The organism is Acetivibrio straminisolvens JCM 21531 (assembly GCF_000521465.1).
In the GTDB taxonomy this organism is placed as follows: Bacteria; Bacillota; Clostridia; order Acetivibrionales; family Acetivibrionaceae; genus Hungateiclostridium; species Hungateiclostridium straminisolvens.
This window is the reverse complement of sequence record NZ_BAVR01000082.1, coordinates 1-13899: the sequence shown is the minus strand read 5'-3', so window position 1 is coordinate 13899 and position 13899 is coordinate 1. Positions and strand designations below refer to the sequence as shown.

General features: G+C 36.8%; 14 protein-coding genes and 3 pseudogenes. 2 read left to right on the top strand and 15 right to left on the bottom strand.

From position 1 onward, the window contains the following. The first annotated feature begins 172 nt into the window (after positions 1–172). The gene (locus tag JCM21531_RS15585) at positions 173–712 is read left to right on the top strand and encodes a Uma2 family endonuclease (protein ID WP_038291221.1); all 540 of its coding nucleotides are present in this window, start codon (positions 173–175) and stop codon (positions 710–712) included. A gap of 94 nt (positions 713–806) precedes the next feature. Here JCM21531_RS15585 and JCM21531_RS15580 read toward each other — a convergent pair whose 3' ends face one another. The 11 genes and pseudogenes from JCM21531_RS15580 to JCM21531_RS22890 all read right to left on the bottom strand — a co-directional run bounded on the left by JCM21531_RS15580 (position 807) and on the right by JCM21531_RS22890 (position 6767). Further along, on the bottom strand, positions 807–1241 hold the full coding sequence (locus JCM21531_RS15580; RefSeq protein ID WP_038291220.1) for a DUF134 domain-containing protein: 435 nt from the start codon (positions 1239–1241) through the stop codon (positions 807–809). After that, a complete protein-coding gene (locus JCM21531_RS15575; protein WP_038291219.1) occupies positions 1226–1711 on the bottom strand; it encodes a Fur family transcriptional regulator in 486 nt (161 codons plus the stop codon). The genes JCM21531_RS15580 and JCM21531_RS15575 overlap by 16 nt, the downstream gene beginning before the upstream one ends. Before the next feature lie 17 nt (positions 1712–1728). Further along, a pseudogene (locus JCM21531_RS15570) lies at positions 1729–2084 on the bottom strand (NifB/NifX family molybdenum-iron cluster-binding protein). Positions 2085–2112: 28 nt separating this feature from the next. After that, positions 2113–2964 carry an ATP-binding protein gene (locus JCM21531_RS15565; protein ID WP_038291215.1) on the bottom strand — a complete coding sequence of 284 codons (852 nt, stop codon included), beginning with the start codon at positions 2962–2964 and terminating at the stop codon, positions 2113–2115. Beyond that, on the bottom strand, positions 2955–3785 hold the full coding sequence (locus JCM21531_RS15560) for a nucleotide-binding protein (RefSeq protein WP_038291214.1): 831 nt from the start codon (positions 3783–3785) through the stop codon (positions 2955–2957). The genes JCM21531_RS15565 and JCM21531_RS15560 overlap by 10 nt, the downstream gene beginning before the upstream one ends. Before the next feature lies 1 nt (position 3786). Beyond that, positions 3787–4182, bottom strand: coding sequence for a NifB/NifX family molybdenum-iron cluster-binding protein (locus JCM21531_RS15555; RefSeq protein ID WP_038291213.1), 396 nt, complete (start codon positions 4180–4182; stop codon positions 3787–3789). A 22-nt stretch (positions 4183–4204) separates the two neighbouring features. Beyond that, complete coding sequence (locus tag JCM21531_RS15550) at positions 4205–5038, bottom strand: Mrp/NBP35 family ATP-binding protein (protein WP_038291212.1); 834 nt, start codon at positions 5036–5038, stop codon at positions 4205–4207. A 297-nt stretch (positions 5039–5335) separates the two neighbouring features. After that, positions 5336–5953, bottom strand: coding sequence for a permease (locus JCM21531_RS15545; protein ID WP_369347704.1), 618 nt, complete (start codon positions 5951–5953; stop codon positions 5336–5338). Beyond that, the gene (locus JCM21531_RS15540) at positions 5950–6432 is read right to left on the bottom strand and encodes a permease (protein WP_003514283.1); all 483 of its coding nucleotides are present in this window, start codon (positions 6430–6432) and stop codon (positions 5950–5952) included. The genes JCM21531_RS15545 and JCM21531_RS15540 overlap by 4 nt, the downstream gene beginning before the upstream one ends. A gap of 6 nt (positions 6433–6438) precedes the next feature. Then, on the bottom strand, positions 6439–6624 hold the full coding sequence (locus tag JCM21531_RS22895) for a cupin domain-containing protein (protein WP_243467816.1): 186 nt from the start codon (positions 6622–6624) through the stop codon (positions 6439–6441). Then, positions 6621–6767, bottom strand: a complete 147-nt coding sequence (locus tag JCM21531_RS22890) for a cupin domain-containing protein (RefSeq protein WP_243467815.1) — start codon at positions 6765–6767, stop codon at positions 6621–6623. Before JCM21531_RS22890 ends, JCM21531_RS22895 begins: the two co-directional genes overlap by 4 nt. A 95-nt stretch (positions 6768–6862) precedes the next feature. Between JCM21531_RS22890 and JCM21531_RS15530 the strand changes: the two genes are divergently transcribed. Further along, positions 6863–7540 carry a Crp/Fnr family transcriptional regulator gene (locus JCM21531_RS15530; protein WP_023062665.1) on the top strand — a complete coding sequence of 226 codons (678 nt, stop codon included), beginning with the start codon at positions 6863–6865 and terminating at the stop codon, positions 7538–7540. A gap of 97 nt (positions 7541–7637) precedes the next feature. On the opposite strand, the gene JCM21531_RS18485 is transcribed toward JCM21531_RS15530, so the two are convergent. The 4 genes and pseudogenes from JCM21531_RS18485 to glmM form a co-directional block, all read right to left on the bottom strand. Beyond that, the gene (locus tag JCM21531_RS18485; RefSeq protein WP_094184827.1) at positions 7638–8372 is read right to left on the bottom strand and encodes an ABC transporter permease; all 735 of its coding nucleotides are present in this window, start codon (positions 8370–8372) and stop codon (positions 7638–7640) included. 1 nt (position 8373) lies between these two features. After that, positions 8374–9337, bottom strand: a pseudogene (locus tag JCM21531_RS15520) (ABC transporter ATP-binding protein). Between the two features lie 824 nt (positions 9338–10161). Beyond that, a pseudogene (gene glmS / locus JCM21531_RS15515) lies at positions 10162–11984 on the bottom strand (glutamine--fructose-6-phosphate transaminase (isomerizing)). Positions 11985–12432: 448 nt separating this feature from the next. Beyond that, positions 12433–13782 carry a phosphoglucosamine mutase gene (gene glmM, locus JCM21531_RS15510; protein WP_038291207.1) on the bottom strand — a complete coding sequence of 450 codons (1350 nt, stop codon included), beginning with the start codon at positions 13780–13782 and terminating at the stop codon, positions 12433–12435. Positions 13783–13899 lie beyond the last annotated feature (117 nt).

Here is a 13899-nt window from a genome sequence, read left to right as displayed (position 1 = left end):
TTAGATAATGAATCTGATGCTGCTGAGCCTTAATACTAATTGGTAGAATTAAAATGTCTTTACTTATTCCTAATCCCTTTAACCTTTAATCCTTTAACCCCTTGTATCATCTCTATAGGATAGCGTAAAATATCATTGGAAAGGAAGTGAAGATGTGACTCCTAAAACGAAAATGGTAAGCCTTGAAGAGTTTTTAGAAATGGACAAGGGAGAAGATAGGCTTGAATATTTTAATGGTGAAGTTATCTATCTTCCTTCCCCATCAGTAGAACATCAACGAGTTTTGTTAAATATTGCAGCAGAATTCAGGAATTATTTTAGGGGTAAACCCTGTGAAGCATTTATCTCCCCTTTAGACTTATGGCTAATAAATAAAGAAAAGGCCTTGAATGTCAAAGTTCAGCCTGACTTGATGGTAATCTGTAATAAGGCAGGATTAAGGGAAAACTCATATTATGGAGCACCCGCCTTAATTATTGAAATAATTTCCCCATCAAATGAAAACCATGACAGGGTTAAGAAATACATTACTTATATGGATTTTGGCGTAAAAGAATATTGGATGATAAATCCAAAACTTAAAACTATTGAAATCTATGTTTTCGAAAAGAGTGAATACAAACAGAACGGCGTTTATAAGGGTTGCAACAGTGCAGTATCTCAAAGTTTTAATGGACTTGAGATTCGCTTGGAAGATATTTTTCCTGAATGATAAGATTAAATTCATAATTATAAAAATACAGTTCCTATGATATTTGTATATCACAAGAACCGCTTCCCTGATATCTCTAATATTAAAATTTAATCTATTTCCCGCACCATCTATGGCAGAACCTTTTCATTTTCTCACAAACTACTTCGTTTGAACCACAGTAAGGACAAGTATGCTTATCATGTTCATAATTCAAATCATAAACCTTACCACAATTTAAACACTTAAACCGGCATGAACCTGAAGTATAATTCCCTCCACTTATGTGTATTGCATTTCCTTGCGTTAGTGCTATCGCTACCTTCCTTCTTGCACTGTCAATAATGTTTTGGAAAGTCTGCCTTGAAACCTGCATCTTCTCAGCGCATTCTTCCTGACTAAGTCCTTCAATATCTTTTAACCTCATGGCTTCAAGTTCTTCAATCTTGAGAGTAATTTCTTCCACCTCGCACTTTCTTTTGCCTAATGGTATAAAATAAGTGTTCTCTGGAAAAAATTCAACTCTTCTGCATTTTATCGGTCTTGGCATTCATTTTCCTCCCTGCATCTTTTACATAACCCAACAAGCATTATATTTACATCGTAAATTTCCAAATCATTTATATCTTCTATAGCCTTGTTTAATTTTAAATATTCTAAAGCAACTTTTCTTTCATCAATGTCTATTATATCATTACACTTAACACACTGGAAATGAATATGCAGGGGCTTTTTACTGTAAATTTTCAGTTCATAATAACTTACTCCATCCACAACAATTCCTTTTACGATGCCAATACCATTAAATATCTTCACGTTCCTATATACTGTGGCAAGACCAATGTTGTTTTCTTTCAACCTTTGATATATCTCTTCCACACTCAAATGCCTGTCAGCAAGAAAAAACTGTTCCAGTATCAATTTTCTTTGCTTCGTAAATTTAAATCCGTTTTTCTCTATCAACTTTCTAATCAGAGAGAACTTATCCTTTGTCAGAACATTATTCATCACCCCATCCATAAGGACACCCCTGTTATTTATTCATGGCAGTGGCTTCATGCTGATGTTCTCTGCATATGCTTCCTGTGGATTTTAACTCATTTTTTAAATACTGCTGGATGACATCATCACTATACCCTTCCGCCCCTACTATCACATCTATATTGTTTTGGGCAAACAACTGCTGGGCTGTTTCTCCCATACCCCCTGCAATTACAACATTCACACCTAATTGCTTTAGAAAATCAGGCAGAAATCCTGGCCTATGCCCTGGATTTTGTATGAAATCCTTCTTTAACACCTTGTTTTCTTCAACCTCATAGACTGTAAATCCTTCACAATGTCCAAAGTGTCCGCTAACATATTTCCCTTCACTTGCAATTGCTATTTTCATTATTAACGCCTCCTTAAAATTATTGATTTTAACAATTTATATGCTCACAAATGTTATCCCACATCTTTCTTATGGCATTATTTGCTTTGCTGTCCTCATAATAAACAATAGGCTTCAACTCATTAATTGACTTCATAACTGTGTCATCATAGGGTATTTTCCCTATTAAATAAATATCATTCTCTCTGCAAAAACTTTCAACTTCCTCTGACATCTTCTCATTGATATCATACTTATTGATACAGGCGAGAGTAAGGACCCCAAAATGCCTGCATAACTCCATTACCCTCATAAAGTCCTCCAGACCCGATTGGGTAGGCTCTGTGACAATCAATACCGCATCGCTTCCCGTAATCGAAGATATTACAGGACAACCAATTCCTGGAGAGCCATCTATAATGATAAGGCTATTCTCATCTGCGAACTTCCTGGCATTACTGCGAAGCATAGTTATGAGTTTTCCCGAACCTTCGCTGCCCACCTCCATCTGTGCCCTTGAAATAATTCCTTTATCGGTTTGGGTGATATAAACATCAGCAGTTTTCTTTTCTTTTAAACTGATGGCATTATGATGGCAAACCAATATGCAAGCACCACAGCCCTCACATTTAAAAAAATTCACTTTACTATCTTTGATAGCGTCAAACCGGCATACTTTTTCACATTCCTTGCAGCCTGAACAAAACTTTTTATCAATAACTGCTTTCTTTTCTCCATAAAAGTATTTCTTTTTTATATCCCTTCCATCGTAAAAAAGGTACAGATTGGGTGCATCCACATCACAGTCTGCTTTTACTGTATCTTTTGCAAGTTCAGACAGGGCTAAGGCTATTGAGGTTTTACCTGTGCCGCCTTTCCCACTTATCACCGTCAGTTCCAAGGGAACACCTCCCTCAATCTCTTTGCAATCTCCTCAAATATTTCTTTATATTCAGGCAGTTTCACAATCATTTTTCCCAAGGAATAGACCTCTGCTGCTTCTCTTCGGTAAGGTATAATTCCTAATATGTTTATATCTTCTTGCTCACAGTATTTCTGAATCCTGTCATCCTTGGCATTATATTTATTGATAACAACACCAAAGGGAAGATTGAAATTCCTTACCAGTTGTACTGCCATTTTTAAATCATGAAGCCCAAAGGAAGAAGGTTCCGTTACTAATATTGCACCATCTGCATATTGAAGGGAATTCACTACATTGCAGGAGGTCCCCGGGGCGCAATCAATAAGATTTGTTCCAGCAGGAAGATTTTTCAGTAACTTTTTAATAACTGGTACTGCCATAGGTTCTCCTACATTTAAAATTCCTCTTCTACAAATTAAATTGCCATATCGTCCTTCTTCTATTATTCCTATTTCCCTTTTTTCAAAGGTTAAAGCAATTTGTTTACACACTATCCCGCAGGCATGGCAGCCATGACAGAGTTTTTCAAAGAGCATAATGTCTTTCTTTGTTTTTACCAGTGCATTAAACTGGCACACTTTTGCACATTCTCCGCATAAGGTACATCTGCTGCTGTCCACAACAGGATAATCCACCTTAACTTCTTCTCTTTTTATTTGAGAGGGCTTTAAAAATATAAACCCATTAGGCTCTTCCACATCGCAGTCAATGTAATTGGCACCTGTAATAACAGAAAGGTTGGTGGATATGGTAGTTTTCCCTGTCCCTCCCTTTCCGCTTAATATGGCTATGTTCAACCTACCTTCCCCCTCTGAATCTCCTGCCTGTTCCCATGCCCATCCCTGCATGGGCAGGACCTGCCTGGGTTAACTCTTCTAACTTCCCTTCTTTGAACAGTTGTACAGCCGTTTCAACCTTAATGCTTCCACATCGGTAGACTTTAATATCCGAATTTTTAAACAGGTTAAAGGCATTGGGTCCCATATTTCCAGTGATAACTACATCCACATCTTCATCAATGATTTGCTGGGCTGCTGCAATTCCTGCCCCACCTCCTGACATTTGGCCCCTATTCTCAACTGTCTTTACCAGTCCTCCTTCAGTATCATAGACTACAAAGTAATTACATCTTCCGAATCTCACATCCAGCATGCTGTTTAAATCCTTGCCCATCGAAGAAACTGCTATCTTCATGAAATACCCTCCAATTATCTTTTTATTTGTTTTCATTGACTGAAAGCATTATCCTTTCGACAATAATGCTTACTGTTTCATCCAATGATGCATTTTGTATTGTTTTATCTTTCTCGGAAAGATTGGCTATATCACTACACATAGGCAATTCCCCAAGAAGTTTTAAGTCTAATTTGCTTAAAAACTCTTCTGTGTTTTCACTATCAAATACTCTGATTTCTTTGTTGCAATCAGGGCATATAATATAACTCATGTTCTCAACTACACCGATTACCCTTATACCCATTTTTCTAACCATATTCACTGCTTTTGCGACTATCATGGATACTAAATCCTGAGGTACTGATACCATCACTATCCCATTAATGGGAATAGACTGCATCACCGTTAGCGCAACATCCCCTGTCCCTGGAGGCATATCAATAACCAGATAGTCAAGGTCACCCCAGAAGACATCAGTCCAAAATTGCTTTACAGTCCCTGCAATTAAAGGCCCCCGCCATATAACAGGCTGCTCCTCATCTTCCATCAGTAAATTCAGCGACATTACCTTTATTCCATTTTCATTTGTCACCGGTAAAATTCCCAGTTCATTTGACCGGACTTTCTTGTCTTTTACTTTAAGAAGCCTTGGGATACTCGGTCCTGTTATATCCGCATCCAGGACACCTACTTTATAACCTTTTTTATTTAATTCTTCTGCAATAAGAGCAGATACCGTTGATTTGCCAACACCTCCCTTCCCACTCATAACGCCGATTATTTTGTTTACAAAGTTATAAGGATTGTTTTCTATCATGCATCCCTCTTTTGTTTTGCAGTCCTCTTTTGTAGGACAATTTTCACAGTTAGACATTTTAAACGCCTCCTTATGTAATTGGCATTTGCCAATTACATTATACATCCATATTATGTTATTGTCAAATGCCATTTATTCATGAATTTTATATGGATGATTTAAAATAAAAAACCTTACAGCAAATGTGACCTTTCTCTACATTTACTGTAAGGTTAAATGACTTAACACAATTCATAGTTTCCGAATATCATTTAAAACCTATAGCCTTAACAGGACATTTAGCGATTACTGGTTTTAGTTCATCTATTTGTACATCATTTAGGATTGACTCCTTCCATTTTGCTTTTTTATCAATCACCTCAAAATGCCGGGGCAACAATTTTCACATAATCCACATCCAATACAATATTGTTCTTTAATATCAATACCAGTTACTTTACCAATGTCCTGTTCATCCTGAACAGGAATATCTTTCTTTTTTACAAATATAGTCATCAGATATGCTATTATGATTATGGCTATAACTGTCAATATCCACCTTATTCCCATGAACTGTACCCCTAAAAACTTTGCTTCATTAGCAAGCATGGGGACTTTTATGACCGCCCATGCACTTAATATAATGACTACATTTGCGATGCTGGCACCTTTCTTTAAAAGCATTTTGCAGATTGGAAATGCAGCGTAGATAGGTCCTGCTGAAAAACTGCCCAATAAGAATGAGAATACACTCCCCTTTATTCCTGCTTTCTCTCCAAAACCTTTCATGATTACTTCTTTAGGAACCCATGCTTCTATAATTGATGTAAGTATAAATATCACAGGCATAATTTGCAACATCTCTATAATATAATACATGCTGTTTTTAACAGATAAATAAGCCTTATCGGGTATTGCGATAAATAGAATAACATACGCCAGAGATACTGCTGTCAGCAGTTTGTTCTTTTTAAATATTCCGATTATCTTCACATAATCACTCCCATCGCCAATGCTATCATAATCGCAAATACAAAACTAAAAATATTGCGTATGGTTGCAAATTTCAAACCAAATTCCCTCTTTTCCAATGGGAATGTCACCAGTCCGACCATTGTAAGAGTAGTTAGGAAAGCAACTGCCGGAATAATACTCGCACCTGCATCTACAAGAGAGCCTACCAGAGGAAACGCTACAAAGGCCGGAATTAATGTAATGCTGCCGGCCAAAGCAGAAACAATGGTTGAAATAAATGTATTAGATTCTCCTAGAGTACTCTTTATAACTTCAGGCGGTATGAAGGTCAAAATCAATCCTATAAGCAGTAAAATGCCTATTATCTGTCCGACCATATTTTTCATCATACCTTTTGCCATTTTCATTGAATTGAATGTCTTCTGCTTATCTTTAACAAGGGATGCGATAAACGCAGCCCCTGTTATTCCCCATAACGATACTGTAAAAATATCCACCCCTCATCACTCCTTCTCCTTGTAGTTTTTAGGATTGGGTGACTTTACTACAAAGAATTCCAATATTTCTTCGTCTTGATTTTTGACATTCATTTTTGTTTTATATGGGATATTAATAATATCTCCCTTGGTATAAAGATGTGGTTCCTGTTCATTTAACTGCAAAGTCATTTCCCCACGTACAATTATCATATAAACATTGGAATTGGAATAGTCTCAGGAAGACCTGTTCCTTTTACAAGAACCATATGATTTAGGTTAATATTCTCATCATCTACAATCTTTTCGATTATTTTGTCATCAGTAATACTGTATTCATATTTTTTCTCCACCATAAAAACTCTCCTTTCACTATGTTTAACTCCATATTATAATAAATTACAGTGACATACAGTTACCAAGGTAACTAATTTTAAGAAAGGTGGTATTTATGAGTATAAAAAATCATCTAAGTATTTTAAGACTGACAGAGTTATTTAGTGGATTTTCTACCGAAGAACTGCTTAATCTTTTCAAAGCGCAAAATTACATTATCTCGAAATACAATAAAGGCTGCATTATCCATTTTGAAAGTGAGAAATGCAATTATCTGGATATTATTTTAAAAGGGCAGGTGTTTATTCAAAAGATTGATGAAAAAGGAAATGTATTAACTGTTGCAGAATTTAAAATCGGAGATAACTTAGGAGGAAATCTGTTGTTTTCAAAGTATCCTTATTATCCCATGAGTGTAATAGCAAAATCAGATACTGAAATTTTACATATTCCTAAAGATTTAGTACTGCAACTTTGCCAGACCAGCCAGGACTTTTTAGTTAAGTTTTTAACCTGTATATCAGATAAAACTGCTATTTTGACAAGTAAAATTAAATCAATCTCCATGAAATCTATAAGGGAATCTATTATTGAATTCCTAAATTATGAGTATTACACTCAAAATAGTAAAAAAATAAAACTTAATATGACAAAGAAGGAATTAGCCGAAAGGTTAGGGATTCAAAGGACTTCTCTTTCCCGTGAACTCAATAAAATGAAAAAAGATGGGCTGGTCGATTATGATGCCCATTCTATTACCATCTGTGATTTTAACATTATCCGCAAGCCATAAGAAATAAACAGGTATAGTTTTTCTTCGTTTCAGAAATAATTATCCTACCTTGTAATCTTTTACTGCATATAATATTATTGGTCACGCCTAAAACTAATTAAAGAATCCACTTTGTTTTAATGTTTCTCAGGCACAAGTAAAATAACAAAGTAGTAAAAACTAACATGACAGAGATATTAAATATAGCATTAAAGATAGAGTTTCCCGTAATCGCACCATTAAGTATATCTGTTCCGTAGGTCAGAGGTAAACAGAACGATATCGGTTTTAATATGACCGGCAACTTATCAATAGGTATAAACAGGCCGCATAAAAACAACATCGGAAATCTGAAAAAGTTTGAAAATGTTTGGGCTTCAAATACTTCTTTTGCAGATACGGCAATTAACAAACCCAGTAAAGCAGAAGTAATTGCTATTAAAATTACTGCAGCAAGTGTAATACCCCAGTTAATTCCACTTAAATTTATGAAGAATGCTGCAAAGATAACCGGTACAAATGCATTGAGAATTCCAAATAAGATTGCTCCCAGAATTTTAGCAATGACTAACGTACTTATACTTATCGGTGCAATTAACAACCTGTCAAATGAGCGGCTTCTTCTCTCAAATGTGATTGTAACAGCCAGCATTGAAGTAGTCCCAAACAATACGCTCATCGCCATTAAACCTGACAGCAACTCTTCAATTCCAATATCTCCTTGTGAACGGATAAGTTGCATTAGTGTCCAGGAAAGCGGAAATATAATCCCCCAACTTATATTTGGCGGTTTCAAATAATAGTTTTCAATGTCTTTTCTTAAGATATTCCAGAACGCGATGAAAGTTTGCATTCTATTTCCCCACCTTTTCTTTTTCCTTTTTCAGTTTTGAGGCTTCAATGCCTGTTACTTTAACAAATACATCTTCCAATGATGGCTTTATTTCTTTTGCTTCGTAAACAGAAATTCCTTTACTGTCAAGTAGTTGTAAAATAGGAGATAAGGCTATGCGTTCTTTAGAAATAACCAGGCAAGAATTTTCTTCCGGAATCTACCCTGCAATTTTCAATATTATTTTCCAGTTCTTCCTTTATGTCTTTTATGCTTCTGTCAAGTTGTAACCTAATTTTATGCTCACGTTCTACGCTCTCCATCAATTCAGTTACCGTACCAATTTTTACAATCTTGCCATTTACAATAAAAGCAATCCTGTCACAGATTCGTTCAGCCTCTTCAATATAATGGGTTGTAATAAAAATAGTTTTACCTTGTTTTTTTAAGTCCAGTATTAGTTCTCTTATTTGTCTTGCACTTTCTATATCTATGCCTGTTGTAGGTTCATCCAAAAATAATATTTTAGGATTATGTATAATTCCGGCGGCTATTGTAAGTTTTCGTTTCATTCCTTTTGAATATGTTTTAAAAGGTCGTTTTCCTGCTTTAGTTAGATTAAATTGCTCCAACAATTCCATTGCTCTTTTTTCACGTTCTTTTATACTTATCCCATATAATGAAGCACAAAAGCAAAGATTATCGAACCCATTCATTTCATCATACAAATTGTTTTCGTCAGGAACAATTCCTATGATTCTCTGGACTTTCTTAATATTTTTTATCGCATCAATCCCGTCAATAATAATTTGGCCGCTGGTAGGTCTGGACAAACCAATCATCATATTGATGGTTGAAGTTTTTCCTGCTCCGTTCGGCCCTAAGAATCCAAATATTTCGCCTTTCTCAATGCTAAAAGAGATGTCATCAACTGCTACAATTTCCCCATATGACTTTTTAAGATTTGCGACATCCACAATTCCCATGATTGTCTACACACCCTTCCTCTCTATTTTCACTATGAAAGGTCTTGACTTCATTAGAACACTTATAACCACTTTTTTTGTATATGACACATTTTCCGTTCAAAAGATTCACACCCTGCGTTTTCAGGATTACAAACTTCCCTTTCTATTGCAGCTGTATATTTAAAATAAACTCCGCTCCAAACGACTTTCCCTCAAACCCTTATCCCTTCTCGCCTTATGCCCATTTCCCTAATTCTTTCCATATAATAAAGTCCGCTCTAAAATTCCACATTTTCATCCCATTTATTTACTTTTATTCCTTATTTCTTGTAACAATTTTTAAAATAAAGTTGGTTCTTTTTAGGGGTAAGGTGCAAGGGAAAAGGTATAAGGTTGCATTTTCTCATGTGTTTCTTCTAATCTTTTTATCAATTCCGGTATCAATATTTAAATCAATATAGTACTCTCAATCCCTTTAAAATCAATGCTTTAGCCTTATCTCCAATCTCTTGACCATAACAATCTTAGCCCTTGCCCCATGTCCCTTTATCCTAATAAAAAGCAAATCCCGCAGCAAATGAAGATTTCTCTTGCACTTACTACGGGATTTTGGAACGAACTTTATTTTTATAGAGCGAAGTTTATTATTACGGAGTGGAGTTTATTTGAATTATACATTATAAACATTAGATACAATTATCGGCATTTTTTGATAGAAGTTTCTTAAGTTATTTTTTAAAATCCCGTAGCAAATGAAGATTTCTCTCTCATCTACTACGGGATTATTGAATAAACTTTCAAGCCTTATTTACATTATACCACAGCCAAAATACACCTTCTATCTATTCAACAGTTACACTCTTGGCGAGGTTTCTCGGCTTATCTACGTCGCACCCCTTCTGCAGTGCCATATAATATGCAAATAATTGCAGAGGAGTCACTGCCAAAATAGGTGCAATAAACGAATCAACATCCGGTATGGTAACCACCACATCGGCAGCCTTGCAAACCTGCTTGTTGCTCTCCTTTGCTATCGCAAGGACAACAGCTCCCCTGGCCTTTACCTCCCTGATATTGCTTATCATTTTCTCCACAAGGTTGTCTTGAGTCACCGGACAAACCACCAATGTACCCTCCTCAATCAGGGCAATGGTACCGTGCTTCAATTCTCCTCCGGCATAAGCTCCGAGTGAATATACGAGATTTCCTTGAGCTTCAGCGAGCCCTCCATGGACAGCGCATAATCAAGCCCTCTTCCGATAAAGAAAATACTCTTTGCATTGTAGTGTTGGGCTGCAAACTTCTGTATTGTATCCTTATTGGCCAATACTTTCTCTATTTCCTGGGGAATTGCTTTTAATCCTTCTATTACACTGCTGTAATAATCCTTGTCAATCCTGCCCATTTTATATGCAAAATCCAGGGCTATCAAATACAATGCAGATAACTGGGTGTTGTATGCTTTAGTCGATGCCACAGCAATTTCCGGACCTGCCCAAGTATAAAGGACATCATCCGACTCCCTTGCAATGGAACTTCCCACAACATTCACAATGGACAGAACCCTTGCTCCCTTCTTCTTTGATTCCCTGAGAGCAAACAATGTGTCAATGGTCTCACCCGATTGACTTATTATAATGACCAAATTCCTGTCGGTTATAAGGGGATCCCTGTACCTAAACTCCGATGCAACATCCACTTCCACAGGAATCCTTGCCAGCTTTTCTATTATATACTTTCCGACAACTCCAGCATGATATGCTGTACCGCATGCAACAATATAAATTTTATCTATATCCTTCAAATCCTCAGCAGTAATATTTATATTGTCCAGTACTATGTTACCATCCTTTATTCTCGGATTAATAGTATCTTTTACCACTTTAGGCTCCTCACACATTTCCTTCATCATGAAATGCTCGTAGCCAGCCTTTTCAGCCGCAGCAACATCCCAGTTTACCTTGAATACCTTCTTCTGTACCACCAGTCCATGGTTATTAAATACCGTAACTTCCTTGCCGCTTAAAAGTACAATCTCTTTATCCTCCAGAATATATACATCCCTTGTGTATTCAAGTATTGCCGGAATGTCAGAGGCAACAAAGTTCTCTCCATTTCCAAGCCCTACAACAAGCGGACTGTCTTTTCTTGCAGCAACAAATTTGTCGGGGCAATCACTGCAAAGAACTCCTAACGCATAAGAGCCTTCTATTTCATTTATGGAGTTAATAACAGCCTGAACAATATCGCCGTGATAGTGGTAATCTATAAGCTGTGCCACAACCTCAGTATCGGTTTCAGATACAAATTCGTAACCTTCCGCTTCAAGAAATTCTTTTAATTCCATATAGTTTTCAATTATACCGTTATGCACAACGGCAATTTTACCGGAATTGCTAATATGGGGATGGGAATTGAGATCATTTGGCTCTCCGTGGGTAGCCCAACGGGTATGACCTATTCCAATATTCCCCACAGGAGTGTCGGTATTCACCTTTTCCTCCAACTTTTCAAGCCTTCCTTTGCACTTTACCACTTTAATATTATCATTGTCTAAAATTGCCACTCCAGCTGAGTCATAGCCTCTGTACTCAAGCTTTTTAAGACCATTCAAAAGTATAGGTGATGCATTTTTACCACCTACATAACCGACTATTCCACACACAAAAACCTCTCCTTTACATTTTTGTACCTTTCTGGATAAAACTAAATATAAGACAATAGAAGAGGCTAATATATTAGACAGGGAAATTCACTTAGATCCTTTTTGTTCTGCAGTTGCCCGCAGTTTTTGTAGGACCCTAACGGTCGTGACAACCGGAAGGTTTCCGCCGAAAATTCGATAACTCACCGATTTTAAAATTACCGGTGACCTCCTTCTCCTCGTCCACGTGGAAAAACACGTGCTGGCGCTTTCAATTGCATAAATTCATTATGGCTCAAATTTCTTTCCTCCTTTCACGGCACATAATGAACCGGATTCTCCCGTCTAAAAGTTCCTTAACCCCCTTTATTTATACAACAACAGGCGTATTATCGGAAATAACGCCATGTAGTGTAAGCAACTTGCATAATTACTCATATATCATTCCATATATTAATCCATGCATAATCTATCCAAGTCTCTCTTCAATAACTTTTACAAGCTCAATTGCTCTTTTTGCAATATAATCCTTGTCTTTACCCTCTATCATAACCCTGACAAGGGGTTCTGTTCCTGAAGGTCTAATAAGTACCCTTCCTTCATCTTTAAACTCTTCCTCAAGCTCATTACACATTTTGCATATTACTTCATCCTCAAGATATTTCTCTTTATTTTGATTGCTTACGCGGGCATTCATCAATACCTGCGGCAACACCTGCATTATTGAAGCCAGCTCCGAAAGTTTTTTTCCGGAAGACTTCATAACGCTAAGAAGATGTGTTCCTGTGAGAATACCGTCTCCTGTAGTGTTATGTTCAAGGAAAATAATATGGCCTGACTGCTCGCCTCCTAAAATATGCCCGTTCTCGAGCATATTCTCCAGCACATATCTGTCTCCCACTTTTGTCTTAACTATGTTAATGCCTTCTCTTTTGGCCATTATATCAAATCCAAGATTGCTCATAACAGTAGCTACAATTGTATTATTTGCAAGCTTTCCTTGCTTCTTGAGTTCAAGACCAATTATTGCCATAATTTGGTCACCATCAACCAGATTGCCGTTTTCATCAACTGCAAGCACCCTGTCGGCATCCCCGTCAAAAGCAAGCCCAACATCAGCTCCGCTTTCAACAACGAATTTCTGTAACTGTTCAATATGAGTAGAACCGCAGTTCTTATTTATATTTATGCCGTCGGGCTCGTTGTTGATAACGCAAACATCCGCACCAAGTTCAAAAAAAGTAATCGGTGCTGCCTGATACGATGCTCCGTTTGCACAGTCAATCGCAACTTTAAGCCCTTTTAGGTCTCCACTAATGGTACTTTTTATAAAATTTATATATTCATCCAAAGAGGAATCAATTTCAATTTTCCTTCCTATTTTTTCACCGGTGGGAAGCTCAATTTTCTCCGAATTATCAAGAATTATGGCTTCTATCCTTTCCTCCAAAGCATCGGAAAGTTTATAGCCCTTATTGTTAAAGAATTTTATTCCATTAAACTCATAAGGATTGTGGGAAGCAGAAATTACAACGCCCGCATCTGCATTATAGTGCCTTGTAAGGTAAGCAACAGCTGGCGTAGGTACTATTCCCAAACAAACCACCTCTGCGCCAACCGAACATAATCCTGCAACCAAAGAAGCTTCCAGCATGTCTCCCGATATCCTTGTGTCCATCCCTACTAAAATTTTAGGTGTGTGCTTTGTCTCCGCAGTAAGTACGTATGCACCCGCCTGACCCAATTTATATGCAAGCTCGGCAGTTAATTCCGAATTCGCTATACCTCTTACTCCATCAGTACCAAACAGACGTCCCAATACATTCATCCCCCTAAAACTATTCGTCATTTTTGTCATAAATCTGTCATAAAACTAAATGTTTCAATTAATAAATATATTTTATGCATATATTTTTATGGATATATTATAGATTAT